Source organism: Deinococcus radiophilus, assembly GCF_020889625.1.
GTDB lineage: Bacteria > Deinococcota > Deinococci > Deinococcales > Deinococcaceae > Deinococcus > Deinococcus radiophilus.
In genome coordinates this window covers 614080-639366 of sequence record NZ_CP086380.1, presented here as the reverse complement: position 1 = coordinate 639366, position 25287 = coordinate 614080, and the positions used below count along the sequence as shown (strand labels likewise).

Annotated in this window: 23 protein-coding genes, 5 tRNA genes and 1 pseudogene; 19 read left to right on the top strand and 10 right to left on the bottom strand. The window is 62.1% G+C overall.

Annotated elements, in window-relative coordinates; translation table 11 throughout:
• Positions 1 to 72 precede the first annotated feature (72 nt).
• From LMT64_RS14180 to LMT64_RS03415, 3 genes are all read right to left on the bottom strand, one after another.
• Entirely contained in the window at positions 73 to 201 is a 129-nt protein-coding gene (locus LMT64_RS14180; protein WP_267869773.1) for a hypothetical protein, read from the bottom strand.
• A 123-nt stretch (positions 202 to 324) separates the two neighbouring features.
• On the bottom strand, positions 325 to 837 hold the full coding sequence (locus tag LMT64_RS03420; RefSeq protein ID WP_126353698.1) for a hypothetical protein: 513 nt from the start codon (positions 835 to 837) through the stop codon (positions 325 to 327).
• A gap of 1 nt (position 838) precedes the next feature.
• Complete coding sequence (locus LMT64_RS03415; protein ID WP_126353700.1) at positions 839 to 1360, bottom strand: hypothetical protein; 522 nt, start codon at positions 1358 to 1360, stop codon at positions 839 to 841.
• Positions 1361 to 1477: 117 nt separating this feature from the next.
• Here LMT64_RS03415 and LMT64_RS03410 point away from each other — a divergent pair, with 117 nt between their 5' ends.
• The 6 genes and pseudogenes from LMT64_RS03410 (at position 1478) to LMT64_RS03385 (ending at position 5637) form a co-directional block, all read left to right on the top strand.
• A complete protein-coding gene (locus tag LMT64_RS03410; protein ID WP_126353702.1) occupies positions 1478 to 1807 on the top strand; it encodes a hypothetical protein in 330 nt (109 codons plus the stop codon).
• An 89-nt stretch (positions 1808 to 1896) separates the two neighbouring features.
• Positions 1897 to 3011 (top strand): annotated as a pseudogene (locus tag LMT64_RS03405) (IS3 family transposase).
• Between the two features lie 114 nt (positions 3012 to 3125).
• On the top strand, positions 3126 to 4052 hold the full coding sequence (locus LMT64_RS03400) for a D-glucuronyl C5-epimerase family protein (RefSeq protein WP_126352762.1): 927 nt from the start codon (positions 3126 to 3128) through the stop codon (positions 4050 to 4052).
• A 95-nt stretch (positions 4053 to 4147) separates the two neighbouring features.
• Positions 4148 to 4498, top strand: a complete 351-nt coding sequence (locus tag LMT64_RS03395; protein WP_126352763.1) for a hypothetical protein — start codon at positions 4148 to 4150, stop codon at positions 4496 to 4498.
• Positions 4473 to 4856 (top strand): hypothetical protein, encoded by a 384-nt coding sequence (locus LMT64_RS03390; RefSeq protein ID WP_126352764.1) that lies wholly within the window; start codon positions 4473 to 4475, stop codon positions 4854 to 4856. The genes LMT64_RS03395 and LMT64_RS03390 overlap by 26 nt, the downstream gene beginning before the upstream one ends.
• Entirely contained in the window at positions 4846 to 5637 is a 792-nt protein-coding gene (locus LMT64_RS03385; protein WP_229253357.1) for a glycoside hydrolase family 19 protein, read from the top strand. The genes LMT64_RS03390 and LMT64_RS03385 overlap by 11 nt, the downstream gene beginning before the upstream one ends.
• 153 nt (positions 5638 to 5790) lie before the next feature.
• On the opposite strand, the gene LMT64_RS03380 is transcribed toward LMT64_RS03385, so the two are convergent.
• Positions 5791 to 5865 (bottom strand) — tRNA-Val (locus LMT64_RS03380).
• A 72-nt stretch (positions 5866 to 5937) separates the two neighbouring features.
• Positions 5938 to 7890 carry a threonine--tRNA ligase gene (gene thrS / locus LMT64_RS03375; RefSeq protein WP_126352766.1) on the bottom strand — a complete coding sequence of 651 codons (1953 nt, stop codon included), beginning with the start codon at positions 7888 to 7890 and terminating at the stop codon, positions 5938 to 5940.
• A 367-nt stretch (positions 7891 to 8257) separates the two neighbouring features.
• Here thrS and LMT64_RS03370 point away from each other — a divergent pair.
• From LMT64_RS03370 to LMT64_RS03340, 7 genes are all read left to right on the top strand, one after another.
• Positions 8258 to 8345 (top strand) — tRNA-Ser (locus LMT64_RS03370).
• Positions 8346 to 8376: 31 nt separating this feature from the next.
• Positions 8377 to 8464 (top strand) — tRNA-Ser (locus LMT64_RS03365).
• A 5-nt stretch (positions 8465 to 8469) separates the two neighbouring features.
• Positions 8470 to 8546: transfer RNA gene (locus LMT64_RS03360), tRNA-Arg, on the top strand.
• A gap of 137 nt (positions 8547 to 8683) precedes the next feature.
• Positions 8684 to 8760: transfer RNA gene (locus LMT64_RS03355), tRNA-Arg, on the top strand.
• A gap of 121 nt (positions 8761 to 8881) precedes the next feature.
• Positions 8882 to 9439: a hypothetical protein gene (locus LMT64_RS03350; protein WP_126352767.1), complete on the top strand. Its 558-nt coding sequence runs from the start codon at positions 8882 to 8884 to the stop codon at positions 9437 to 9439.
• Between the two features lie 152 nt (positions 9440 to 9591).
• Positions 9592 to 10974 (top strand): MFS transporter, encoded by a 1383-nt coding sequence (locus LMT64_RS03345; RefSeq protein WP_126352768.1) that lies wholly within the window; start codon positions 9592 to 9594, stop codon positions 10972 to 10974.
• 121 nt (positions 10975 to 11095) lie between these two features.
• The gene (locus LMT64_RS03340) at positions 11096 to 12571 is read left to right on the top strand and encodes a nicotinate phosphoribosyltransferase (RefSeq protein ID WP_126352769.1); all 1476 of its coding nucleotides are present in this window, start codon (positions 11096 to 11098) and stop codon (positions 12569 to 12571) included.
• A gap of 87 nt (positions 12572 to 12658) precedes the next feature.
• Here the strand turns inward: LMT64_RS03340 and LMT64_RS03335 are convergent, their stop codons facing one another.
• On the bottom strand, positions 12659 to 13732 hold the full coding sequence (locus LMT64_RS03335; protein WP_126352770.1) for a homoserine dehydrogenase: 1074 nt from the start codon (positions 13730 to 13732) through the stop codon (positions 12659 to 12661).
• A 120-nt stretch (positions 13733 to 13852) separates the two neighbouring features.
• Complete coding sequence (locus LMT64_RS03330) at positions 13853 to 15334, bottom strand: amidohydrolase (protein ID WP_229253356.1); 1482 nt, start codon at positions 15332 to 15334, stop codon at positions 13853 to 13855.
• Between the two features lie 262 nt (positions 15335 to 15596).
• On the opposite strand from LMT64_RS03330, the gene LMT64_RS03325 reads away from it, so the two are divergent.
• Positions 15597 to 16634, top strand: coding sequence for a response regulator (locus LMT64_RS03325; protein ID WP_126352772.1), 1038 nt, complete (start codon positions 15597 to 15599; stop codon positions 16632 to 16634).
• A gap of 31 nt (positions 16635 to 16665) precedes the next feature.
• Entirely contained in the window at positions 16666 to 16848 is a 183-nt protein-coding gene (locus LMT64_RS03320; protein ID WP_126352773.1) for a hypothetical protein, read from the top strand.
• 11 nt (positions 16849 to 16859) lie between these two features.
• On the opposite strand, the gene LMT64_RS03315 is transcribed toward LMT64_RS03320, so the two are convergent.
• Positions 16860 to 18881, bottom strand: coding sequence for a putative bifunctional diguanylate cyclase/phosphodiesterase (locus tag LMT64_RS03315; protein WP_229253355.1), 2022 nt, complete (start codon positions 18879 to 18881; stop codon positions 16860 to 16862).
• Positions 18882 to 18884: 3 nt separating this feature from the next.
• Positions 18885 to 19274: a hypothetical protein gene (locus tag LMT64_RS03310; protein ID WP_126352775.1), complete on the bottom strand. Its 390-nt coding sequence runs from the start codon at positions 19272 to 19274 to the stop codon at positions 18885 to 18887.
• A 151-nt stretch (positions 19275 to 19425) separates the two neighbouring features.
• Between LMT64_RS03310 and alaS the strand changes: the two genes are divergently transcribed.
• The 4 genes from alaS to LMT64_RS03290 all read left to right on the top strand — a co-directional run bounded on the left by alaS (position 19426) and on the right by LMT64_RS03290 (position 24327).
• Positions 19426 to 22086: an alanine--tRNA ligase gene (alaS, locus tag LMT64_RS03305; RefSeq protein WP_229253354.1), complete on the top strand. Its 2661-nt coding sequence runs from the start codon at positions 19426 to 19428 to the stop codon at positions 22084 to 22086.
• A gap of 373 nt (positions 22087 to 22459) precedes the next feature.
• On the top strand, positions 22460 to 23215 hold the full coding sequence (locus LMT64_RS03300; RefSeq protein WP_126352777.1) for a sulfite exporter TauE/SafE family protein: 756 nt from the start codon (positions 22460 to 22462) through the stop codon (positions 23213 to 23215).
• 89 nt (positions 23216 to 23304) lie between these two features.
• Entirely contained in the window at positions 23305 to 23661 is a 357-nt protein-coding gene (gene panD, locus LMT64_RS03295; RefSeq protein ID WP_126352778.1) for an aspartate 1-decarboxylase, read from the top strand.
• Positions 23662 to 23715: 54 nt separating this feature from the next.
• A complete protein-coding gene (locus LMT64_RS03290) occupies positions 23716 to 24327 on the top strand; it encodes a c-type cytochrome (RefSeq protein WP_126352779.1) in 612 nt (203 codons plus the stop codon).
• Between the two features lie 73 nt (positions 24328 to 24400).
• On the opposite strand, the gene LMT64_RS03285 is transcribed toward LMT64_RS03290, so the two are convergent.
• On the bottom strand, positions 24401 to 25228 hold the full coding sequence (locus LMT64_RS03285) for an ABC transporter substrate-binding protein (RefSeq protein ID WP_126352780.1): 828 nt from the start codon (positions 25226 to 25228) through the stop codon (positions 24401 to 24403).
• Positions 25229 to 25287: the final 59 nt, after the last annotated feature.

Genomic DNA, 25287 nt, shown 5'->3' with positions numbered 1-25287 from the left:
TGAAATATTCTTGGATGGGTTAGCACTGAACTTCTTCCCAGGGCTGAGATTCAAAATTCATCGGGCAAAGATTTACGCCGTGTACCGCCGCAAATCCTCCGTTTGCCGTGCTTGGCCCATGTCCAGCAGCATTTCTAGCAGTTCTTCGATGCGGTCAAGGCGCACGCCCCTAAAGGACTTGGTTACCTGTTCTGCGCTCACGGGCTGCCCCGCTTCCCGCAGAAGTTGACGTACCGCTTTGGCCTGTTCAGTTTGTCAGCTGCCTTTAGCTAAGCTATTGATAACGGCATAAATTGACATTGACCCAATGGATTGCCGAGCGCGCTACACAGTCGCCACCACCCACCAATCAATGCAGACTACTGCCGTTCTCAATAACATCTCCCGCATCCTCAGCCGCGTCTCTTTTACCTCTGCATGGCGCTGCTCCTCGTGGCAGCCCAAGCCATCAATGGCCGAGTCCAGCAGCTCCAGCAGCAGCGGCTCTCCCCTCTGCCCTTCCAACTGCTGCTGGGCGTAACCTTCTAAGCCGAAGTGACTATCAGTGGCCCAGACCGACTGCAATACAGGGTCGGGATGAACCTCAACCCCCAGGTGAAGCAGGCGCTGAGTGGCCCCGTTGTGCATCGAGGGCGCGTAGGTGCAGCGCCCATCGCAGTACCGGCGCGACCAGGGCTGAAACTCCAGGGCGCTGCTCAGCAGGGCCAGGGTCACCACGCGGGCGTCCGCTCCTTTGATTCTCTTCCCGGCAAGCATGTCGCTGAGGGCGGCAGCGTAGCGCTGCGGGTCTCTGCCCAGATCGGCGTCGTTACCCAGGGTCTGGTAGATGTCCTGCATCTCAGTTCCTCAGCACCGTTACGAGAGCGCTGTAAGGTCCGCAGCGAAGCGCCAGCGGTTTGTGCCGGTTACAGAGGCTGACCTCCAGGTCTTCAGCGGGCGCACTCCGCACCGCCTCTGCCAGATACTGGCCATTGATGCTCAACGGCTGACCCAGGACTTCCTTGTCACGGCTCTTGACTTGCTCAGGCAGAACCACCACTCCGCTGGCCGAACCTTGATCGCTCTCCACGAAGAATTCCAGCTTTTCCTTGCCCGGAACCAGGGTCACCCGGCTGTTCATGGTGCGCTCGGCCACCAGGCTGAGTCCTTCGAGGGCATTCAGGACGGCGGCGCGGGGCCACTTCATAACGACACGCGACGCTGGGACAGCCTTGCGCCAATCTGGCGTCTCTACGTCCGCACCGGGCAGATGCAGGAGGAGGCCGGGGCCTGCCACCTGAAGCAGCTTGACCAGCCCCTTGCCTTCCCACTCCGCCAGGGCGCTGAGAGTTACGCTACCCTCCCCTGCGCCCTGAAGCACGCGGGTCAGGATGTCGTATTCCCGCAGGCCAAGTCGGAATGGCGGTAGAGGCTGGCTGGTGTCAAGCAGGGCGATACCCTGATCATCCGAGGCAATATCATCCGGCGCGGCGCTGAAGTGACCGCTGATATCGGCATCCTGGTCACGGCAGGGATGAAATACAAGCGACTCATCATTGAGGACAACATCATTGAGGGCGGCAGTAGCGGGATCAACGTGACCATCGGCAGTACTGGAGGGGTAGCTCATATTGAAGAGGTCATTATCCGCAACAACACCGTGGGTCATGGCAGCAGCATCAACGGCATCGCCCTCACTGCGCCCGCCGATGCCTCAGTCAAACTGATCATGCACGATAACCGGGTGGCCCGGAACATCACCCTGGCCGGCACAATCAACCGCCTGGGCCGCGCCACCGATTACAATTTTGCGGCAGTGCAGGGGTAATAGGATAGCTATACTGGGCAAATGAAGTGACCTTGCCCCTGTTTTCGGTGCCAGTCTGATTGCGAATTCAGCAGCAGACTGGGAGGCATATGAACGGCAAACGGTATACCGAAGCACATATTCTGGACATCCTTGGACAGCTTGAGGCGGGCACGCCTATAAGCGATTTGGCGCGACTTCATGGAGTCGCGCCAGGGACGATTTATCGCTGGAAAGCCAAGTACGGTGGCATGACCAAAGACGAAGCCCGTCAATTTCGTCAGCTGGAGGCGGAAAACCAGCGTCTCAAAAAGCTGGTTGCTGACCTTTCGCTGGACAACGCCATGCTGAAAGAGGTGGTTGGACGAACGTGGTAGGGCCTGGGACCACGTCCCAGGCGAGGACACCTCTCAAAAAACAGATAGCGATCTTCCTGAAGGACACCTTCGCCGTGAGTGAACGTCGAGTCTGTCGGGCCCTGGGCTTCTCGCGCACGACCTATAGAAGAAAAAGCCCAGAGAGAGTAAAAGATCTGGTTCTGGTCGAACGTTTACGTGCACTGGCACGGGAACGGCCACGCTTTGGATACCGAAGACTTCACCTGATGCTGGGCCGAGAAGGTTTGAACGTGAACCATAAGCGTGTGTACCGCATCTATCGTGCCGAAGGGCTAGCCGTTCGGAAGAAGGAGCGCAGGAAGCTCAATGTTAGGGAGCGTCAGCAGAAACCTGTGGTTTCTGCTCCCAATCAGCGTTGGAGCCTGGATTTTATGACAGACCAGCTCGCATCTGGTCAGAGGTTTCGTGTGCTGAACGTGGTGGATGACTTTACCAGGGAGTGCCTGGTGATGCAGGCTGGAACGTCCATTACAGGGCACGATGTCGTGACTGCTCTGGAAGCTGTGGTGCGGTTTCGTGGTGCACCACAGGCTATTACGACCGACAATGGCCCAGAATTTACAGGGAGAGCCCTGGAACTCTGGACCCACAAGTGCGACATCATGCACCACTTCATTCGACCGGGAAAACCTGTGGAGAATGCCTATATCGAAAGTTTCAATGGACGTGTTCGGGATGAATGCCTGAACCTCCACTGGTTTCAGAATCTGGATCAGGCCCGTCTGATTCTTCGCCGCTGGCGTGAGGACTACAACGATGTCAGGCCACACACTTCACTGAATGGACAGACTCCGAACGAATTTGCCCGCCTGTTGCAGGCGGGCTGAGGTAAGCTGAGTTTCGCAAAACGACTGGTACCGCTTTTGGGGCACCCTCAGAAGCATATCGTACTCGCTGCCCTGCTGTTAATCTCGACGGCAGGAGCCCAAAACACGCTCACTGTGGCTGAGGCCCAGGCCCAGTATCACGACCAGAAGCGCAACCCGGTCCGAAACGCCACGCCTGGCGGCTATACCCATGTAGGGGATTACCTCAACTATGGCAGCACTGTGCGGCCCCGCGAGTCTGCTACGGTGACGCTGGATGATCAGGGCGTGGCAATGGTCAAATACACTGCCGACCCAGAAAAACCCCGTTATAACCCAACCACCATCAGCCAGTTTGGCCTGGGTCACTATGGCCGCTGGCTCCGAAGCAGCAGCCCAGATGACCTGCGGCTGTTTCTGGTCCATGCGGACCGGCTGCTGCTGATGCAGGATGAGCGGGGCGCACTGACCTACGATTACCCGTGGCGCTACTACCTGACCAAGGAGACGTTCCAGCCGGGCTGGGTCAGCGGTATGGGGCAGGGGCAGGCCATCAGCGTCTGGGTGCGGGCGTATACGGCGACGGATGATCAACGCTACCTGCGGGCTGCCGAGCGGGCCTACGATTTCATGCTCACGCCAGCCGAGCGGGGCGGCCCCTACACTGATCTGGGTGGCCTGAATCCGGAGTGGTCCCACCTGCCCTTCATCCAGGAGTACATCAGCAATCCCAGCGCGTATACGCTCAATGGCTACCTGTTCAGTCTGCTGGGGATGTACGACCTGTCCAGGACGGCTGAAAATCCTGTGCGGCGGCTGACCATCGCCCGTGAGTTGCAACGGCATTTGGACAGCGTAGAGAAACTCCTGCCGCTCTATGACATGGGTGGGTTTACCAGCTATGACCTGGGCCACTTGGTTTCGTGGCGGCAAGGGCAGGCTCCCCATGTGGGCGTCGGCTACCATGCAGCCCATATCTACCTGCTCCAGGCGCTGAGAGAGGCCACTGGAGACGCACGATTCAAGCCCTTTGAGGAGCGCTGGATAGGTTACGTGAACTAGCAAGATCCGCAGCCCCGCCTCTGAGCGGGGTTTTTCCTGTCCCCACCGCCCCGGCCCGGTGGGGATTCCTTTGGCCGGGAGAAACGGAGGTGCGCATGGAGGATCAGCGAGATTGGCTGATGCTCGCCATCGTGGCAATCATCACCACCATTGCCACCCTACTCAAGGCGATCAGCAGCGGAGCTGCCCTCGCGCCCCGTGACATGCTTATGCGGCTCATCGCCAAGGCGTTGTGGACCGGCATTGGTGCCAGCGGCATCTGGTCGGCCATCAGCGAGTTCAGGGAGCTGGCACCCGCTATAGCCGTCGCTATCAGTGCGGGCGTCACCATGCTGGGCGTGGACTTCATCGAGCGCGCCCTAGAGCAGCTGGCGGTGCGCCGCCTGGATGTCACGCCACCCGCAAAACAGGAGGTGCCAGATGGACCCGATACAGATGTGGGATAACGTCGCCCACCAGATTGCCCAGGTCGCGGCCACCCCGCTGCCCAGCGAGATATTGATCGGCCTGCGCGTGCTGACGGTGCTGGGCGTCATTATCGTCATCAATGCGCAGATTCGCTCCTGGCGGTGGTGCAACATGACCGCCGGGCGGTGGATGACCGTGACCGGCTGGCTGCTGGTCGGCATCGGCCTGGGCATGTCGGCCCTGATGACCAGCCAACTGGACACCAACACCCCGGCCTATCAGCTGATTGTGCTGGTCGGCCTGATGCTCCGCCTCTCCGCAGATGTGGCCAATGCAGGCAAGCGCCGTGCCGTGCGGCGAAAACGCCGCGAAAGGATGTGCCGCCGTGATAAATAGCACGCTACTCCGAACCATTAACCCACGCCTCTCCGAAGCCCGCGCAGCCGAAATCGCTCGCGGGCTTTCTGCTGCCGCTGCTGGCGCAGGCATCAATACCCCGGCCCGCATCACGGCATTCCTGGCACAGCTGGCCCATGAGAGCTGCGGGTTTCGTTACGCCGAGGAGCTGTGGGGGCCGACCAGCGCCCAGCGCCGCTACGAAGGCCGCGCTGACCTGGGCAACACCCAGCCGGGCGACGGCTACCGCTACCGGGGCCGGGGCTGGATCCAGCTCACTGGGCGGCACAACTACCGCAAATTTGGCCAACTGCTCGGCCTGGACCTGGAGGGCAATCCTGACCTGGCAGCGCGGCCTGATGTGGCGGCGCGGTTGGCCGCAGCCTACTGGACCTCGCGGGGCCTCAACTCGCTGTCCGATCAGGGCAAGTTCCGCGAGATCACCCGGCGCATCAATGGTGGGTATAACGGCTACGCTGATCGGCTGCGCTATCACACCCTGATCCATGAGGCGCTTAAAGCAGTGCCGCAGCCTGGGCGGGTGCTGCTGGTGCCGATGGGCGGCAGTGACCCTGTGCCCTGGGATGGCCGCAGTCGGTACAACAGCCAGGGCCTCACCGCACTGGTGCCACAGCTGCGGCAGGCCTACCCCGTACCCGGTGGCCCCTGGGAGTACGGCGGCGTGCTGCGGGTCTGGGTGCGCCAGAACGACGACCTGGTGCTGGAGCGGTTACCGGTGGACCCGACCAACGACATCCCAGCGACGCCGCCCAAGAAGTGACGTCATACGAGCAAGCCCCCACTCTGCCAGCGCGGCGGGGTGGGGGCTTTTTTTGTGCATATCTGGGCTGCATAGGTACAGCTACGGTGTCAAATAAGGTGTCAAAAGACCAACGCCACCCGCTAAGGAGTGGCGTTTCTGTCGTCTATATCGTGGTGGATGATGAGGGATTTGAACCCCCGACCCTTCGCTTGTAAGGCGAACGCTCTACCGCTGAGCTAATCATCCGTGTAGGCCCAACCATGTTAAGGGGCGGCCCCGCTCCTGTCAATCCTGCGGGGCAGCCCTGCCTAAATCAGCTCAGGCGCGGGTCTGGTAACGGGTCAGCAATTCGGCCTTCAGATCAGCGAACAGCACGCCCTTGCGCTCCTGGTGGCCCTCAGGGGTACGTTCGCGCACGCTCACGGCCCGCGCTTCCTGCTCCTTGTCGCCCACAATCAGCATCACCGGAATCTTTTTCAGTTCGGCGTCACGCACCTTGGCGTTCATGCGGTCGCTGCCGGTGTCCACCTCGGCCCGCAGGCCGGCAGCCACCAGTTCGGCCCGCAGTTCCTCGGCGTAGGCGTTGTGACGGTCGGCAATCGGAATAATCATGACCTGACGCGGCGCCAGCCAGAAGGGGAAATTGCCGGCGGTGTTTTCGATCAGGAAAGCGGTCATGCGCTCCATGGTGGAAATCACCCCACGGTGAATCATCACCGGGCGCTGGCGCGAGCCGTCCTCGGCCACGTACTCCAGGTCGAACTTCTGCGGCAGCAGAAAGTCCAGCTGCGCCGTGCTGATGGTTTCGTCCTTGCCCAGGGCGCTGCGGACCTGTACGTCCAGCTTGGGACCGTAAAAGGCCGCGTCGCCGGGCGACTCGTAGTAGTCCACACCCAGGTCCGCCAGCGCTTCACGCAGCTGCGCCTCGGCGGTGTTCCACATCTGGTCGTCCTGGTAGTACTTTTCGGTGTCCTGAGGGTCACGCAGCGACAGCCGGTAGCTGTAATCCTTGAACCCCAGCACCTCGTACACTTCCTGAATCATCCGCACCACGGCCTTGAACTCTTCCTGAATCTGGTCCGGGCGGCAGAAGATGTGGGCGTCGTTCAGCGTCATGCTGCGGACCCGCGATAGGCCGGTCAGCTGCCCGCTCTGCTCGTAGCGGTACATGGTGCCCAGCTCGGCGATCTTGATGGGCAGCTCGCGGTAGGAGTGCGGCCTGTGGGCATAAATCTGAATATGGTGCGGGCAGTTCATGGGCCGCAGCACCAGCTCCTCCTGGTCCAGGTGCATGATGGGGAACATGTCCTCCTGGTAGTGGTCCCAGTGGCCGCTGATCTTGTACAGCTCGGATTTCGCCAGCGCGGGCGAGTACACGTGCTGGTAGCCGTTTTTCAGCTCGGTGTCCACGATGAACCGCTCCAGCTCGCGGCGAATCGTCGCGCCCGAAGGCAGCCAGATGGGCAGGCCCGGCCCAATTACATCGCTGGTGAAGAACAGGTCCAGCTCCTTGCCCAGGCGGCGGTGGTCACGGCGCCGGGCCTCTTCCAGCAGGTGCAAATATTCATCCAACTCGGCCTGGGTGCCAAAGGCCACCCCGTAGATACGCTGCAAGATGGGATTCTTCTCGTTGCCGCGCCAGTAGGCTCCACTGGTGGACATCAGCCGGAAGGCGGTGGGCAGGCGGTGGGTAGAGGGAAAGTGCGGCCCACGGCACAGGTCGGTGTAGTCGCCCTGGGCATAGAGCGTGACCACCTCGTCTTCAGGCAGGGCCTCGATCAGCTCGGCCTTGTAGGGGTCGTGGGCGAACACGTCCAGCGCCTCGGCGCGGCTCACCTCACGGCGCGAGAATTCCAGCTTGCGTCCGATGATGTCACGCATCAGTGCCTCGATCTGGGGCAGGTCGTCCTCGCTGAGCGGCTCGGGCAGGTCGAAATCCTGGTACCAGCCGTTCTCGATGGCGGGACCGACACCGCGCTTGATCTGATCGTCGCTGTAGCCCTTGGCGCGGTAGAACTCGCCCACCGCCTGGCTCATCACGTGGCCCAGGGAGTGGCGGTACAGACCCTCAGTGCCGGTAATGTCTTTCTTGGTAATCAGGCTGACGCTGTCACCGTCGTTCAGGGGGGTCAGCAGGTCGGTCAGTTCGCCGCCGACGCGGGCGGCCACGGCGTCACCCGCCAGGCGCTCGCTGATCTGGGCGGCCACGTCATAGGCGGTGGCTCCGGCGGGCAACTCCAGCTGTTTGCCATCGGGAAGGGTAATGTGCATCAGGGTTTCTCCTCGGATGAAGACTAGGGTGGTCTGGGGCTAACAGGGCACGGCAAAAGCGTGACCCACACATCCAAAAAAACTGGTCACCTGAGAGCCGGGATGATGGGCGCTCTCAGGTGCTCAGAGTTCGGGTCAGGCCACGCGGAACCGCGCATGGGCCGCCGACACCTGTGAACCACAGGTCAATCAGGGGAGCGCGGGCAATCATAGAGGCATGATACGCAGCCTGGCGCACCCAGGGCAAGCTGCACCGGGGCCAAGCTGGGCCAAGTTTGACAAGGCCGGAATCAGTCCTTATACTTCCTTTCGCGCTTGTGAAGCGGCCCCCATCTGGGAGTGTCCGCGCAGGTTCCCCGCAAAAGCTGGGGGGTTGGCCGAGTGGTTGAAGGCAGCAGTCTTGAAAACTGCAGTAGGGCAACCTACCGGGGGTTCGAATCCCTCACCCTCCGCCACAAAGGGTCTGAGCAGGCGCACGCACAATCTGGGGAGGTGGGTGAGTGGCTGAAACCGCACCCCTGCTAAGGGTGTATACCGCAAGGTATCGAGGGTTCGAATCCCTCCCTCTCCGCCACGTGCGTACCCATAGCTCAGCTGGATAGAGCGTCTGACTACGGATCAGAAGGTCGGGAGTTCGAATCTTCCTGGGTACACCACCAAATCACCTCGCCTCCGGGCGGGGTTTTTTTGTGTCTTGCTTGCTCCTCCCTTCCCCCCTTGCATTGGCCGCTACATATGCCTATACTCTTTTCCTGCCGGTGCGCTAGCGCCGAGTGATTGCCACTCAAGCCGTGTACCCATAGCTCAGCTGGATAGAGCGTCTGACTACGGATCAGAAGGTCGGGAGTTCGAATCTTCCTGGGTACACCACCAAATTACCTCGCCTGCGGGCGGGGTTTTTAGTTACAGAAAGTGGCCTGCTCTAAGCTGAATCGTGCGCCAGTGCCTCAGCTTCTTCTTGATATTGGGTCTGACCGCCTGTACATCCCCAATGACCGCCAAGATTGATCCGCCACAACAATCAGCGATTTTGGCACTCCCACCTATTCAAGACACTCCCGAATATCCCGAAGTCCTCAGGGCCGGAATTTCCGCTGTGAGCATGAATATCCTACGGGCCGAGTCGGGGACCTATGGGGTCATCGGGCTACCCGAAATCTGGAAGGCGGGCTTCGGGGGTGAGACGGTCCACCGAGTCAGGGTGACCTACCTGCACCAGAACGACACCTGTGATGATCTGCACTGCGAAGTGCTGGGCGTGCAGACCGTGGACCTGACAGCGCAGCGAGAAGCGGTCCCCACCTACTGGCAGGAAGCAGGCCGGATCATCCTCAAGCTGGACGACGTTGGGGGGCCATCCACCGGGCTGCCCTGCACCGTTACGGCGAGCAGCTCTACCACACCAGCTTACTTTGTCACCCTTTACTTTGCGCCGGAAGGAGGTCAGGAGCCAGCGGCCTACTCCGTCTTAGAGCAGTGCTCCAAATTACGCGAGCAAGAGAAAAGCGCTCTTACTCGCTCCATTTTCTGTCCTGCTCGTAGTATTTGACTCGCCCAGCTCGGACAGAAACGCTTGCGCTTATTCTGTCGAATGCTTTACTGATAGGCCTGTACTGATGCCGGCACGTCTCCCCTGGCGTTACCGCAGAGGTGTCACCCCGCCTGACAGACAAAGGTGATCCCGTCCTTTATTCTTCTGGCATGACACAAATTTCACAAGCCGCCGGGCCACAGGTGGTTGCTGGCAGCTCACAGGTCAGCGTGGACGACGCTCTTGACCAGATTGGCCTAGGGCCCTTTCAGTGGAAACTGCTGGCCATCTGCGGGCTGACCTGGGCCGCCGACGCCATGGAAGTGCTGCTGATGAGCTTCGCGCTGCCGGGCATCCGGGCCGAGTTTGGGCTGGAAGGAGCCTCCGCAGTCCCACTCCTCACCGCCACCTTCCTGGGCATGTTCGTCGGGGCTATTTTCTGGGGCAACCTGGCAGACCGGATCGGGCGGCGCAACGTCTTCCTGATTACCGTCTCACTGGGGGTCATTTTTGGCCTCAGCGGGGCCCTCGCCCCTACCGTCACCTTGCTGATGGTGGCCCGTTTCCTGACCGGGTTTGCCATCGGCGGCACGCTGCCGGTGGACTACGCCATGATGGCCGAATTTGTCCCGACCGCGTGGCGCGGCAAATTCCTGGTCTATCTGGAGAGCTTCTGGGCCGTAGGAACCATCATCGTGGCCGGGCTGGCCTGGTATCTGAACTCAGTCATGGCGCCTGAAGATGCCTGGCGCTGGCTGCTGGGTCTGGCCGCGCTGCCCATGCTGATCGGACTGTTGGCCCGCTTCGGGATTCCCGACTCGCCGCGCTTTTTGCTCGGCCGGGGCCAGGACGCCCGGGCCCGCGCCGCTGTAGACACCGTGGCCCGCAGCAACGGCAATGCCGATGCGCTGGCGGGTATCCAACTGGCTCCGCCTTTGCAGCAAGCCAGAGTCAGCGCGGCCAGCCTGTTCAGCGGCAGCCTCAGCAAGCGGACCATCTTGCTGGCGCTGGTGTGGTTCGGGCTGTCACTGGGGTACTACGGCATCTTCACCTGGCTGCCGACCTATCTGCGGGCCGGGGGCATGGAACTGGCAGACGTGTACCGCACCACCTTGCTGCTGGCCTTCGCGCAGCTGCCGGGCTATTTCCTGGCGGCCTATCTGGTAGACGCCGTGGGCCGCCGCGCCACCGTGGCCGGCTTCCTGGCGGTGGGCGCCGTAAGCACTTACCTTTTCCTCTCGGCCAGCGGAGCCGGAAGCGTACTGGCCACCTCGGCCCTGCTGAGTGCCGCCCTGCTGGGCGCCTGGGGCAGCGTGTACGCCTACACCCCCGAACTGTTCCCCACCAGCGTCCGCAGCACCGCCATGGGCCTGATGAGCGCCGCTGCCCGCGTCGCTGGACTGATTGCCCCCAGCCTGGGCGCCATGTTGGTGACGGGCAACCTGAGCGCCGCGCTGAGCGTATTCGCAGCCAGCTTCGCGGTGGCCGCCATCGCCGCTTGGAGCATCGGCACCGAGACACGCGGCAAACAACTTGAAGAAGTCACTGCCTGAAGGGTGACATGGCGAGTTGGGAAGTGGGATGACCTGCTTCCCGGCTTTTATCTCCCCTGCTCCGCTACAGTAATCACCATTGCAGTGCGACCCAATTGGACCACTCAGGAGGTCATTTGCTATGAATCCCATCACCCCCACCCAGCAAAGAGAACTGGTCTGCTCCACGGCCCTGTTTACCGACCTGTACCAACTCACCATGATGCAGGGCTACTGGCTGGAGGGCATGCACACCCAGCCAGCCACCTTTGACCTGTACTACCGCAAGCAACCTTTCCAGGGCGGTTTCGCAGTGTGGGCGGGACTGGAACCTGCGCTGGACTATCTGGAAAGCCTCAGATTCAGCGCACAGGACCTGGAATATCTGGCCAGCCTGAACCTGTTTCGGGCCGACTTTCTCGAAGCGCTACGGGACTGGAACTTCGGTGGGACGGTCACGGCCTTCCGTGAAGGGCGAATCGTCTTTCCACACGTGCCGCTGCTGAGCGTGACCGCGCCACTGTGGGAAGCCCAACTGGTCGAAACGGCGCTGCTGAACAGCCTGAACTTTCAGACCCTGGTGGCCACCAAGGCCGCCCGCTGCGTGATCGCCGCGCAGGGCAGCCCCTACGGTGGGCAGGTTGTAGAATTCGGCGCCCGCCGCGCCCAGGGACCCAACGGCGCCCTGAGTGCCTCACGGGCGTCTTTCGTGGGCGGAGCCACCGGCACCAGCAACGTGGAAGCAGGCCTGCGCTACGGCCTGCCACTGTCGGGCACGCACGCCCACGCCTGGGTGCAGAGCTTCGGCAGCGAGCTAGAGGCTTTCCGTGCCTATGCCCGCACCTACCCGGATGACGCCGTACTGTTGCTGGACACGGTCGACACCCTGCAAAGCGGCCTGGTGAATGCCATTACGGTGGCCCATGAATTACGCGAACAGGGCCACGAGCTACGCGGCGTACGGCTGGACAGCGGGGACTTGGCCTATCTCAGCCGCCGAGTGCGGGCCGGGCTGGATGAGGCCGGATTTCCAGACGTGAAGATCGTCGCCAGCAATGACCTGGACGAGCAGGTCATCGCCTCGGTGATCGCTGAGGGTGGACGCATAGACGTGTACGGCATCGGCACCCAGCTGGCCACCGCAGGCGGCAACGGCGGTGGAGCCCTGGGCGGGGTATACAAGTTGGCCGCACTGAACGGTCAGCCCAAGATGAAGCTGACCGGCGACCCGATCAAAAGCAACGTGCCGGGGGACAAGCGGGTCTGGCGTGGCCGCGACGCAGACGGCCTGCTGGCTTACGACGTACTGACTCTGGGTGAAGCGCCGCAGACTGGTGAGCGGGTCAGTGACCCTACCAACCCGCTGCGGGCCAGCCGCTTACCTGAGCTGACCTGGGAAGACGCCCGTGAAGTGGTGATGCGGGGCGGCCAGCGCACTTTCCCCGCCGATAATCTGACCACCATTCAGGCCCGCGCCCTGGCCGAACTGGGACAGTTGCAGGAAGGTAGCCTGCGCCTGCTGAACCCACACGGATATAAAGTCAGCCTGACGCAAGATGTGGCAGAGCTGCGGGACCACACCAGCGAGGAGATCCGCGCCGACAAAGTAGGTGTCTAAGCTAAGGGGTTTTAGCGCCATTCACTGAGAGCAATACAGGCGGCTTCATGGTGAGGCCGCCTATTCATATGCCGTGATAGGTGGAAATTACCCGCAGTTCGTTTCCGCGCCTAACCCCTCTTCAGGACCGTGCAGCGGCACATGACCCGGAAAGCCGATCAGCCAATCCAGCAGGTCGCCCACCACCGCACTGGCCGTGACCATGCCCCCTGCGCCCCCACCGGCAAACAGCAGCGGGCCGCACTCGTCGCCCTCAAAGAGCATGGCGTTGCGGCTGCCAGCAGTGCTGCACAGGGCATGATCGCCCGGCAGTGACAGCGGATGAACCTTCGCCTGCCAGCCTTCCCAACTGTCTTCCTTACCGTCAGCAGTGCGCATCAGTTCGGCCACCAGCTTGTAACGCTCGCCGCGCGCGGCCGCCGCCTGAATATCCGGCTGTGTCAGATGCTCAATGCCCTGAACACTGACTGCCTGGAACGGAAAACGTCCATCCGCGCAGAAGCGGGCCAGCACCGCCAGCTTATGGGCGCTGTCAAAGCCGCCTACGTCCAGGGTGGGCGGGTCCTCGGCGTAGCCCAGTGCCTGTGCTTCGGCCAGGGCTTCGGGATAGTCCAGACCCTGTTCCATACGGGTCAGGATGAAGTTACAGGTGCCATTGACTACCGCCTGAAAGCGCTGAAAGGTACTGGCTCGCAGCACCGTGCTCATCGGCCCGATGACTGGCGTACCCGCCATCACACTGGCCTCATAGTACAGCTGCCCCGCCAGCGCGAAGGGGCGCAGATCATCCCAGCACTCGGCCAGCAGTGCCTTGTTGGCCGTAATCACCGGACGACCTGAACACAGGTAGGGCCGCAGCAACTCCAGCGGACGCTCGGTGCCGCCCATCACCTCGATGACCACGGCGCACTTGTTCAAAAAGCTGGGGTCATCGGTCAGAGGCGTACCACGCGGCACATCACGCGGGCGCGAGGCGTCGCGCACCAGTACACCCGCCACTTGAATCCGCACCCCCATGTCAGCAAAAGTCTGACGGCGGCGCTCCAGCAGCTCCAAAATGGCGCTGCCCACGCTGCCACAACCCAGCAGGCCCAGGGTCACCTCACGGACGTGAACCTGGTGCTGGGCGTGAATCGGGTGGGCGGGAGCGGGAGACTGCATAACTTCAGGGTACGCGAAAGGAGGCAGGCGCGAAAAGGCAATGCAGCGGTGTGGGCCAGGATAGCTGGCCAATCACGGATTATGGGCGCTGCCTATAGACGAGTGCCCCCGGCCATGCATTCAGAGTACCAGCGCTGTGCTCTCCCCTCCTAAACGGTCCCACAGCGTAAAAGCAGCCCGTGATCCTGGCCGAATCACGCCCTCATCCTCCCAGCCCGCCGCGATGGCGGGACCGCGGGTGTGGGCCCACAGCACCTCTTCTGGGGTCAGCGCCTCGGCAGGGGCAATTTGACCGCCCGAGTCGCCCTGACGCGTCACGCTGGCGGCAAAATTATCCTGGGCACTGGGCGGCATCACCGGGGCGTCACTGCCGAACGCCAGAATGGCTCCGCGCTGCATCAGGCTGCGGCTGGCGAAGCTGAGCGCCTCGCGGTGTGGCATCAGCTCGCGGATCAATGCAGCGTCGGCTGGCATGTGGGTGGGTTGGAGGCTGGCGACCAGACCACTGAAGCGGGGCAGGTCCTCATCCCGCAGGTGCTGGGCGTGTTCAATACGCAGACGCACCCCTGCGTGATCGGCCAGTGGCCGCAGTTGATCGTAGACATTCAGTACCTCGGTGTTGGCCCGGTCCCCGATGGCATGTGTGACCGGAACCAGCCCCAGCGCCAGTGCCCGGCGGCCCCCTTCCAGAATCACTTCCGGGGAGTCCAGCGCGATGCCCGTACCGGAGCCGTCTGCAAAACCGGGCGCGTGCATCCAGGCGGTGCGGCTGCCCAGTGCGCCATCTGCAAAGAACTTGACTCCGCCAAGTTGAAACAGGCCACCTCCACGCTGGCCCGCCAGACCTAAACGCTCTATAGCGTCCAACTCGGTATGGGGCACACAGGCCCAGATGCGGAGCGGCAGGGCTTCTTCACGCTCCAGCGCTTGCAGGGCGCGGGCCGCCTGAGGGGCCTCAAAGGCCATCGTATGGGTGCTGACGAACCCACGGGCGCGCAGATCTTCACTGGCGACCCGCGCCGCTTGCAGGTACGCTGCGTCACCGGCCTGCGGAATCACGCGGTTGACTAACGCGGTGGCGTTCTCCAGCAGTGACCCCAACCCGTCCGCTTGGGGAGGCCGCACCACCTGTCCACCGGGCGGGTCAGGCGTGTCCGCATGGATTCCGGCCAGTTCCAGCGCGCGGCTATTGACCCACCGCATGTGGTGGTCCCGCGAGTACAGCGCCACTGGATGATGTGGGCTGACCTCGTCCAGCTCGGCGGCGGTGGGGTAGCGACTGAGACCCATTTCAGACAGCAAGAAACCGTCACCCTGGATCCACTCGCCTGGTGGGGTGGTGGCGGCGCGCTCGGCCACACGGCGCTGCACCTCCTGCACACTGCTCACACCACGCAATTGCACCTGCGACAACGTAAAACCGTAAGTCACCAGATGGGTATGGGCATCGCACAGTCCCGGCGTCAGGATCAGATCGCGGTGGTCCAGCCGCTCAGCCTTGGGCGCCATGGCCTGCAAATCCACCAATGCCCCAGCCGCCAGAACGCGGCCACCACCCACCAAGGCAGCCTCCACCTGTGGCTGCGTAGGGTCCTGGGTCATGATCTGAGCCTGAATCAGTTGTATCGGCGGGCTTTGCTGTAGTGCAGACATACCCCAGCGTAGACCACCGACCCTGGGTGGACTGTCTGAAAAGTCGGATGGCCGAAGATGGACCGTGACCCGCAAGCGATGAGCGCGACATTTATCACACTGGAAACTGAGGACTCGCCCACTGATTTTGCCCTACCCCTCACAAGAAATGCGCCCTGCACTGGATCAAACTGGTCTTGGCAGCCTCCCACTGCCTGCTACACTGTCACACATGCCCAGAATCCTTGTGGTGGATGACGACGCCGCCATTCTCAAACTGATTTCCGTGATTCTGACCCGTGCCGGGCACGATGTTCGGACAGCCGGTCACCCAGTTGAGGCCCTGGACCTCCTCAAAGTCTTTACGCCAGAGCTGGTCATCAGTGACGTAGTGATGCCGTACATGACCGGGCTGGAATTTCTGGAGACGATGCGTGAGGACGACAAGCTGGCGCGTATTCCCTTTATGTTGCTGTCCAGTCACGCCGAGCGGGCCGATGTTCGCCGGGGCATGAACCTCGGCGCTGACGACTATCTGCCCAAGCCCTTTACCCCAGCTGACTTGACTGGAGCGGTCGAGGCACGGCTGCGGCGGGTGGGCATGACCCTGCAAGGCGAAAGCGGCCTGCGGGCCCGTGCGCTGGGCAGCGCACAGGTGACCCAGGACGGCGAGGTCGTGTCTTGGGTCTCGCGTAAAGCCCTGGAACTGTTCTTCTATTTGCTGGAACACCAGGAAGTCACCAGTTGGGAAGCGGCCGAGGCACTCTGGCCCGAAAAGGACGAGTCCCGCGCCAGCAGTCTGTTTCACACCACCCTGCACCGTCTACGTAAACCGCTGGGCAGCGACGCGGTGGTCAGCACCAACCGACGCTACAGTCTTTCGGAAAGCATTAAACCGGAATACGATGTGCAGCGCTACGAGTTGCTGGCGACCCAGGCAGGCCAGGGCAAGCTGGGTCTGGAGGAGCTGCGTGAAGTGGCAGGCATGTACGGCGAGTACCTGCCGGGCAGCGACGGCCCCTGGGTGGACGATGTGCGCGCCCGCTTAGAAGGTCTGCAACTGAGCGTGCTGGACAGCGCCGCCAGTGCGGCCCAGACCGGGGGCCAGACCAAGGAAGTGGTCGGCTATCTCCAGAAAGCACTCAGTATTGATCCCATGAGCGACCGTCATTGGGACAGCCTGGCAACGGCGCTGCGCAGTCTAGGCGACGACTCCAAAGCCGATATGGCCGATGACCGCGACATCTGGTGGGACAGCGAGCTGGGCTGAAGACCCCTGAACCGTAAGCCATCATCGGTCCATGTCCATTGGCCCCGCTGAACTCCTCTCCCTTGCGCTGTTGCTGCTGCTGCCCATCTTGGTTGTTCTGGGTGTGATGGCCCGGTTACGCCGTCCCCGCTCAAAGGATACGGCCGCCCAGGAGCAGCGGATCGCACACCTGGAACAACGGGTCCAGGAACTGGAACGGGACCACACCCGCTAGCGCCTGCTTTTTCACGCCTGCACGCGCTCCAGCCAGACCGCCGCTTCCTCTGGTGGAACGGGGCGGCCCAGCAGATACCCCTGTACCTTGTCACAGCCCAGTTCTTGCAGCAGGCTGAGCTGCTCGTCGGTTTCTACCCCTTCGGCGATCACCTTGAGCTGCAAGCTGTGGGCCAACCCAGTAATGCCCCGCATCAGCACCCGCGCCCGACTGGGCTCGGCATAGGCCTCCTGGGCCGTCAGGTCCCGCACAAACGAGCGGTCTATTTTGAGGTGCTCAAAAGGCAGCTGAGCCAACATATTCAAGCTGGAATACCCGGTCCCGAAGTCGTCAATGGCAATCCGAATCGCGTGTGTGTGCAGGTCGTTCACATGGCGCTGGGCCTGGGAGATATCGCGTAGCACCAGACTTTCAGTCAGTTCCAAGATCAGATGCTCGCCGGGAAATCCAGTCGTATGCAGAATGGTTCTGACCCGCTCCACAAAGTCGGGCTGCTCAAACTGGTGCGCCGAGACGTTGACCGACATGCCCAGGTTCCGGCCTACAAAGTCCCATTCCAGCGCTTGCCGGCAGGCCCGTTCCATCACCCAGTATCCCAGGTCCACGATCAGGGCCGATTCCTCGGCCAGCGGAATAAAGGTGGCCGGCGAAATCAGGCCCCGGCGCGGATTGTGCCAACGTACCAGCGCTTCACAGCCACTCAGCTGCTGGTGAGGCAACCGGAACTGTGGCTGATAGTGCAGGGTCAATTCCCCTGCAGCGATGGCCACCCTCAGCTCCTCTTCCAAGCGGCGGCGCTCCTTTTCGGCCTCGCCCAGCTCCACGGTGTAGCGCTGGATCTTGGCGTGGTCTGCGACCTTGGCATGCGACATCGCCAGGTCCACTCGCTTGGTCAGCTCATCCGCGTCCAGACCGTCTTCAGGCGCTAAGGCCGTTCCCATTGACGCGGTGACCTCCAAAAGATAGTTCTCAATCCGGTAGAGCCTGCGCAGCGCCTCAAGCAGGCGCTCGGCACAGGCATCCAGCTCAGGTCCACCACCAATCTTGGGGAGAATCACCAAGAACTCGTCGCCACTGACGCGGCCTACCAAGTCTTCAGGCCCCACTTGATGCAGCAACCGCTGAGCCACCTCAATCAACACCAAGTCACCGCAGGACTGACCGTAACGCTCGTTGATCTCCTTGAACTGATCCAGATTGATCAGAATCATGCCCAGCGGCAATTGATCCTGACTGAGCAGGGCCGTCAGGCGTTCACGCAGACGAGAACGGTTCATCAGGGCTGTGAGGTGGTCATGGCTCACCTGATACATCAGCTCGGCTTCAGTCTGGCGCAGCATCAGGTTCATTTCGGCCAGTTCCTCATTGCGGAGCCGGGCCACTTCAGCATTGTGACGCAGTTCGTCAGTCCGGAGCTGCAGGGTCAGGGCCTGGGTCCGGCGCTGGATATCTTCGGTGTGCAGCTTGGTTTTCAGTTCATGATGTTCACGCGTCAGGTCCAAGGCGCCGCGAAGGTTGCCTACCTCCTCTGCCACCAGGGCCAGCTCCAGCAACGCGGCGGCCTCTTGAGTCGGGTAGCAGATGGCGCGGCACAGCCTCACCGCCTCTTGCAAACTCTGTTCGGCCTGCGGCAGTTGGCCTAGCCTCCGCTGCACCCTGCCCCAAACGGTCAGCGCCTCGCTCAGACCCTCTTGATCGCCTGTATCCACGATCAAGGACATGTTCCGCTCCAAAATTTTGTCAGCCTCTTCAGCCTGACCATCATCCAGCAAAAGCTCGCTTAGAGTGGTCGCCGCCGCAGACTCCAAAAGCCGCATTCCTTCGCGGCCAGCCAACGCCAAGGCTTCACGGGCATACGCCACTCCCTGTTCGGTACGTCCCAACTTAGAGCACTCGTGTCCCAGCCAAATCATTGCGTCGACCTGATAAGGAACGTGCCCCAACTCACGGGCCAGTTTCAGACTTTCAAAGTGAAGTTCGTAGGCCTGAGCATAATCCCCCAGTCGCACCTGCAGATAGGCGATGTTGTTCATCACTCAGCAGCGGCCTTCGTTGTCACCGTGGCGCTGGGCCAGTTCGAGGCTGGCGATCAGGGCGTCCAGTGCCTTATCGCTTTGACCCATGCGGTCGTAAGCCAGGCCCAGAGCATTCTGGCAGCGGGCCTCCAGTGAGGGCAATTCCAAGTCACGGCTAAGGTCCAGCGCCACCAACGCGTACTCCACAGTCTGTGAATAGTGTGCCTGAAGAAACATGGCCCCACACAGCAAAACCAAACAGCGCACCTCAAGCTCGACATCCTGAATCTGGCGGGCATGGGTCAGCAAGGGCCGCAGGCCTGCTTCCGCGTCAGCGGGCTGGCTGTACAATAAACGCTCACATTCGGCAAGCTGCTGTTCCACCTCAGCGGTGGGATCACCCAAGGACATGGCGTCAAGATAGGCGCTGGGTCCTGACAAAGATATTATCTATTCCATACTTTGGCAGTGGGTTGACGGCGCGGCCACCTGCTGACCCGGCCCCGGAAAAAGCGGTGCGGGTTTACGCGGCGCCCATGACCCGCCCGCTATACTCGCCGCTATGACCGCGCCCAAACAGTACTCCACCGCCGAAATCCGCCAGAAATTCCTGGAGTTTTTTGCCAGCAAAGAACACCTGATCCTGCCAGGCCATTCGGTGATCGCGCCTGATCCGACCACCATGTTCACGGTCGCGGGGATGCAGCAGTTCAAGCCGCAATTCATGGGCGCACCCGCGCAATTCTCTGAAGGCACCAGCCAGCGCGTGACCACGGCCCAGAAGTGCGTGCGAATGGATGATATTGAGAACGTAGGCCGCACCCGCCGCCACCTGAGCCTGTTCGAGATGATGGGCAACTTCAGCTTTGGGAACTACTTCAAGCGTGAAGCGATTGCCTGGGCCTGGGAATTCCTGACCAGCCCGGATTGGATGGGCTTTGACAAGGACCGCATGTATGTGACGGTCTATGTGGACGATGACGAGGCTTTTGGCTACTGGACAGGGGATCATGGTCTGCCCGCAAGTCACATTCACCGCTTCGGAGCTGACGAGAACTTCTGGCCTGCCGACGCACCGCTCAAAGGCCCCAACGGCCCCTGTGGTCCCTGCTCGGAAATCTACTACGACCGGGGCGAAAAGTACGGCAGTGATACCTGGGAAGACTACGCCCAGACCCGCGAGAGCGCCCGCTTTCTGGAAGTCTGGAACCTGGTGTTTCCGCAGTTCGACCGCCAGGGCCTGGACGAAAGCGGCACCCCCATTCTGGCCCCGCTGCCCTACCAGAACATCGACACTGGCATGGGCCTGGAGCGTGTGGCGAGCGTGGTGCAGGACGAGCCGGACTTTTATACCAACGATGTGTTCCGCCCGCTGATCGACAAGATCGCCGAACTGAGTGGGATCCCCTACGAGGGTGAGCAGAGCGTGTCACACCGCGTCATCGCCGAACACGCCCGCAGCGTGAGCATGGTGATCGCAGACGGCGTGACGCTGAGCAACACCGGACGCGGCTATGTGGTCCGTAAGGTGCTGCGCCGCGCCTCACGCCACGCTTACTTGCTGGGCCTGACCGAGCCAAGCATTTACCGGCTGGTGCCGATTGTGGTAAGCCGCATGAAAGACGGCTACCCCGAACTGGTACAGGAACAGGAGCGCATTGCCGCCACCATTAAGGGTGAGGAAGAGCGCTTCCTGCGCACCCTGGAAGAGGGCATCGGCCGCCTGAATGCCCTGTTGCAAGAATTGGGCGGCGAGAAGGTGCTGAGCGGTGACGATGCTTTCACCCTGTACGACACTTACGGCTTCCCGCTGGACCTGACCCAGGAAATCGCCGAGGAACAGGGCGTGAGCGTAGACGTGACCGGCTACGAACTGGCCTTGGAACGCGCCCAGGAAACCGCCCGTGCCGGGAGCAAATTCGGCAAGGGCGAACTGTTCGACAGTGAAACCGAACTGGTCAAGAATCTGCCTGCCACCGAATTCGTCGGCTATGACGAACTGGACACTGCGGGCGAGGTGCTGGCCGTGCTGGACACGGGCGGGGAGCAGGACCGCCAGACCGTCGTGCTGAGCCGCACTCCCTTCTATGCCGAGGGCGGCGGCGAGGTGGGCGACACGGGCCGACTGGAATGGGAAGGTGGTGAAGGCCGGGTGCTGAACACCCGCAAGAACTCCGGCGTGTGGCTGCATGACGTAGAAGTGACCGCTGGACAGTTGACCCAGGGCCAGCGCGTGCGCGGCGTGGTGAGCGAGGACCGGGCTGCCATTCAGCGCCACCACACTGCCACCCACCTCCTGCACGCGGCGCTGAAAGCCGTATTGGGCGGCGACGTGCGCCAGGCCGGCTCGTTGGTGGCGGCCGACCGCCTGCGCTTCGACTTTACGCACAGTGCGCCGCTGAGCGCCGAGGAATTGGCCCAGATCGAAGCCCTGGTCAGCCGCTGGATCAGCGCCAACTTTGCGGTCAGTTGGCAAGAGATGCCGATTGCCGAGGCACGGGCTGCCGGGGCCACCGCGCTCTTTGGCGAAAAGTACGGCGACACCGTGCGCGTGGTGAGCGTGCAGGGCGACGTGGACTACGGCGGCGTGACCGTCTCCAGCATGGAACTGTGCGGCGGGGCCCACGTGCGCCGCACCGGAGATATCGGTGCGTTCGTGCTCCTGAGCGACGAAAATGTGTCGGCAGGCGTCCGCCGAATTGAGGCACTGGCCGGTGAAGCGGCGACCCACTGGCTCCGCGGCCAACTCAACACCCTGGGGCAGGCAGCTGCCCTGCTCAACACGGGCACGAGCGGGCTGGAGGGGCGCATTGGCGGCCTGCAAGCCCAGCTGCGCGCTGCTGAAAAGGAAACTGCCCAGGCCAAAGCCAAGCTGGCCGAAGCTCAGATGGGTGGCGGGCACGCGGGACAGGCGGTCCGCGAAATTGGCGGCTACCGGGTGGCTGCCGTGCAGCTGAGCGGTGTCGAAGGTGGAGCACTGCGCGGAGCTGCCGACAAGCTGCTGGACACCAGCGACGCCGACTTGGTGGTCGTGGCCGCCGACAGTGGCTTGGTCGTTAAGGCCAGCAAGGATGCTGTGGCCCGTGGGGCCCACGCTGGTCAGCTGATCGGCAAGCTGGCCGCAGCAGGAGGCGGCAAAGGCGGGGGCCGCTCCGACATGGCCCAGGCGGGGATTCAGGACGCCACTGCGGCACTGGCCGCGCTGGAATCGGCACTCGGCTGAGTGGAAAATAGAGTCACTGAGCAGGGGCTTTGGCCCCTGCTTTTTGTTGTGGCGTCCAGTCCCGGTGGGCGTGGAAGCGAGAGGTCGCCATGGCCTGCAACCGACTGAAAACCCCCGTATTCATCACAATCTTAATCGTGGTCATGGTGTTCACGCTGAGCGTATGGGGTACTCCAAGCTTTGTTGACTACCCCAGCGAGTACCTAGACTGTATAGACAATTTGAACGTTCCCTACCGTGCGGAGCAGACAGGACTGAAAGTCAGACAACTCTACGAAGTGATTCTACGAAGTGAAAGTCACCAGTCATTGCGCCTAAGTGGCTAGGAGTCGGTGGCGTGTTGCCTGGCAGCGCAGGCGCTAGCATCTGCCCCATGACCCTGACCCTTGCTGCGCTCCTTGTCGGCCTGTTGGCCGGAGTTCTGGGCGCCATCCTGGGCCTGGGCGGGGGCGTAGTGGTCGTGCCGGGCCTGCAATTGGCCGCCGACTGGCTGGGAGAACCTTTGCCCATTGCAGCCGCTATTGCCGTATCGCAGGTGGGCGTGCTGGCGGTGGGCGTCAGTGCAGCGGCCAGTTACCTGGAGCGTGGATTGGTCCATGTCCGCAGCGGGTATCTCTTTGCGCCGCTGACCATCGCGGGTGGCGTGATCGGCAGCTTGCTGGGGCTGTTCCTCCCAGCCCGCTTGGTCGCCACTGTCTTTGCGGCGCTGCTGCTCTACTCGGCTTACCGGCTGCTGCGCGGCGGTCAGAAAGCCGAGCAAGGGAGCACCCAGAGTCCCTGGGCTGCGCCGGGGATGGGCTTTGCGGGAGTCATGAGCGGCCTGCTGGGCATTGGGGGCGGCACGGTGCAGGTCCCGGTGATGAACCTGCTGGGCGGCCTGCCGCTGCGCGAGGCCATTGCCACGTCCACCTTCATTATGGGCCTGACCGCTGTAGCCAACACCCTGATCTATCAAGCCGGTGGTCTGCTGGAGTTGCCCCTGGCCTGCGCCGTGGCCCTGGGGGTGCTGATGGGTGCGCGGGCTGGCGCAGGCTTGCAGGCCCGAATCCCGGCGGCGCAGCTTAAGACCTTTTTTGCGGGCCTGCTGCTGCTCAGCGCCGCGCAGTTGCTCTGGAAATACTGGGCCTGACAAAGGAGCGCAGGCCAGGCCTAGATAAAACCTTGATCCATCAAGTCTGCGTCACGTTGGTGTGACAGCCTTCCCCTATACTCTGGCGCGTGGAAAGAATCATGTTTCGCGCCAAAATCCACCGTGCCACGGTGACCCAGGCTGATCTGGACTATGTGGGCAGTGTAACCATTGACCAGGATCTGCTGGACGCCGCAGATATCTTGGTCAATGAAAAAGTAGATATCTGGAACATCACCAACGGCAACCGCCTGCACACCTATGCGCTGAGTGGCGCACGCGGCAGCGGAGTCATCGGAATTAATGGAGCGGCGGCTCACCTGATGCGTCCCGGTGACCTGGTCATTATTGCGGCCTTCGGCAATTACAGTGACGAAGAAGCCCGCACTCTGGAACCTACCGTGGTCTTGGTAGACGGCGAAAACAAGTTGCTGGAAGTTCGCTGAGCGGCGGGCTTTTGGCCCTCTGGTGCGGCCTAACCGTGTGGTAAGGTAAGGGCGATGAAAAGTATGTACGCTCTGGCCATGACGGCGCTGCTGCTGCTGGGCATTGGCGGCTCAGTGGTCGGTTACCGCACGGCAGTGAACAAAGTGGCCGCCCACGAGGCTCACGCCGAGGCAGGTGCCAGCGAAGATCACGGCGCTGCCGGTGAAGGCGAAGCCGCCGAAGGTACCGGCGAAGAAACTGAGACTCCCGTACCCGGTGAGGGTGAGCCAGACACCGCCGCTCCGGAAGACGGTACCCAACAAGACCAGCTTTCTGAAAGTGAGCAGGCCGACGCCGAAGCCGCTGATGCCGCGACCGACACCCAGCAAGACACTGAAGAAGCGAATGCCTCTGTGGCAGCTGCTACAACGGGTGATCCAGCCACTGGCCAGGAGATCTTCGCCAGCAGCTGTGGTGGCTGCCACGGCGCACAAGGCCAGGGCGGCCTCGGCCCAGCCATGACCGAAAATGCCACCAGCTGGAGCCAGCCTGAATTCGTCCAGACCCTCCGTGAAGGCAACTCGCCGCGCGGCGAACTGGCCGGCACCATGCCGCGGTTCAGCCAAGAACAGCTCTCGGACGACGACCTGAACCATATCTATGCCTGGGTACAGTCACTGAACTAAGTTCAATCAGGCACCGAAAACCTCCACCCGGTCAGCCGCTGGGTGGAGGTTTTCCAATTTGATGTATACCGAGTTAGGAAAATGATTTGGCAGCTTCAGGCACAGGTAAGCCCGCCAGTGCCTCAGCCAGTGCCTGCATTCCCTCCAATAAGCGGGGGCCAGGGCGGCCCAGGCCAGTTTCGGGGATGCAGACCACCGGCACGCCCAGCCCCCGCGCTTCCATCACTTCTGGGCGGAGCTTGCGGACCCCGCACCACGAGCAGGTCATCAGGTCTGGCTGCGCGGCGCGGACCTCCTCCAGCGTCAGGGGACTGGAGCGGCCTGGGCGCGCAGCAAAAGCGTTCTCCGCGCCCAGGCGGTCCAGCATATGTGTGACCCACGATTCCTGGGTGGCGGCAATGATGGGCTTAGGCCACCACTCCACGGCCACCCTGGGCAGGCGCGGCCAGACCGACAGCCGCTTCCGGCTCTGCTGGCCGATCCGGTTCAACTCGGCCAGAAAATGCTCTGCTTGCTGCTGACCAAGCTCCGGCAGACCGACGGCCTCCCCCACCCGCCGAATATCCCCGGCGATGTCCTCAGGAGTGATGGGGTCCAACACCAGGCACTTCAGGCCGGCGTCCCGGACCTCCTGCACTACCTTTTCCAGGCCCGGCACACTCAGGCTGGCCAGCACCAGATCCGGAGCCTGAGCTTTGAGCAGCGGCACATCAATCTGCTGATCCGGTCCCAGCCGCACCGCATGTTCCAGACCAGGACTATCGGAATGACTGTCCACGGCAACCACCCAGTCCAGCACACCCAGCACTTCCAGGATCTCAGTATTGCTACACACCAGCGGCGCCAGCCGCAGAGGAGGTGCAGTGTCGGGGCGGGAAGGAATGGTGAGTGCCTGGGTCATAGGCCCAGTCTACGCAGCTACAGCAAGATGCTTCTGAGACAGCACAGCAGGGCACTCTG

What these genes read in the sequence shown, in the direction of transcription:
- LMT64_RS03420 (WP_126353698.1), bottom strand. Translation starts at nt 837, where the DNA reads ATGCAGGACATCTACCAGACCCTGGGTAACGACGCCGATCTGGGCAGA.
- LMT64_RS03395 (WP_126352763.1), top strand. Translation starts at nt 4,148, where the DNA reads ATGGAGGATCAGCGAGATTGGCTGATGCTCGCCATCGTGGCAATCATC.
- LMT64_RS03390 (WP_126352764.1), top strand. Translation starts at nt 4,473, where the DNA reads ATGGACCCGATACAGATGTGGGATAACGTCGCCCACCAGATTGCCCAG.
- thrS (WP_126352766.1), bottom strand. Translation starts at nt 7,890, where the DNA reads ATGCACATTACCCTTCCCGATGGCAAACAGCTGGAGTTGCCCGCCGGA.
- LMT64_RS03350 (WP_126352767.1), top strand. Translation starts at nt 8,882, where the DNA reads ATGACCGCCAAGATTGATCCGCCACAACAATCAGCGATTTTGGCACTC.
- LMT64_RS03345 (WP_126352768.1), top strand. Translation starts at nt 9,592, where the DNA reads ATGACACAAATTTCACAAGCCGCCGGGCCACAGGTGGTTGCTGGCAGC.
- LMT64_RS03340 (WP_126352769.1), top strand. Translation starts at nt 11,096, where the DNA reads ATGAATCCCATCACCCCCACCCAGCAAAGAGAACTGGTCTGCTCCACG.
- LMT64_RS03335 (WP_126352770.1), bottom strand. Translation starts at nt 13,732, where the DNA reads ATGCAGTCTCCCGCTCCCGCCCACCCGATTCACGCCCAGCACCAGGTT.
- LMT64_RS03330 (WP_229253356.1), bottom strand. Translation starts at nt 15,334, where the DNA reads ATGACCCAGGACCCTACGCAGCCACAGGTGGAGGCTGCCTTGGTGGGT.
- LMT64_RS03325 (WP_126352772.1), top strand. Translation starts at nt 15,597, where the DNA reads ATGCCCAGAATCCTTGTGGTGGATGACGACGCCGCCATTCTCAAACTG.
- LMT64_RS03320 (WP_126352773.1), top strand. Translation starts at nt 16,666, where the DNA reads ATGTCCATTGGCCCCGCTGAACTCCTCTCCCTTGCGCTGTTGCTGCTG.
- LMT64_RS03315 (WP_229253355.1), bottom strand. Translation starts at nt 18,881, where the DNA reads ATGAACAACATCGCCTATCTGCAGGTGCGACTGGGGGATTATGCTCAG.
- LMT64_RS03310 (WP_126352775.1), bottom strand. Translation starts at nt 19,274, where the DNA reads ATGTCCTTGGGTGATCCCACCGCTGAGGTGGAACAGCAGCTTGCCGAA.
- alaS (WP_229253354.1), top strand. Translation starts at nt 19,426, where the DNA reads ATGACCGCGCCCAAACAGTACTCCACCGCCGAAATCCGCCAGAAATTC.
- LMT64_RS03300 (WP_126352777.1), top strand. Translation starts at nt 22,460, where the DNA reads ATGACCCTGACCCTTGCTGCGCTCCTTGTCGGCCTGTTGGCCGGAGTT.
- LMT64_RS03290 (WP_126352779.1), top strand. Translation starts at nt 23,716, where the DNA reads ATGAAAAGTATGTACGCTCTGGCCATGACGGCGCTGCTGCTGCTGGGC.
- LMT64_RS03285 (WP_126352780.1), bottom strand. Translation starts at nt 25,228, where the DNA reads ATGACCCAGGCACTCACCATTCCTTCCCGCCCCGACACTGCACCTCCT.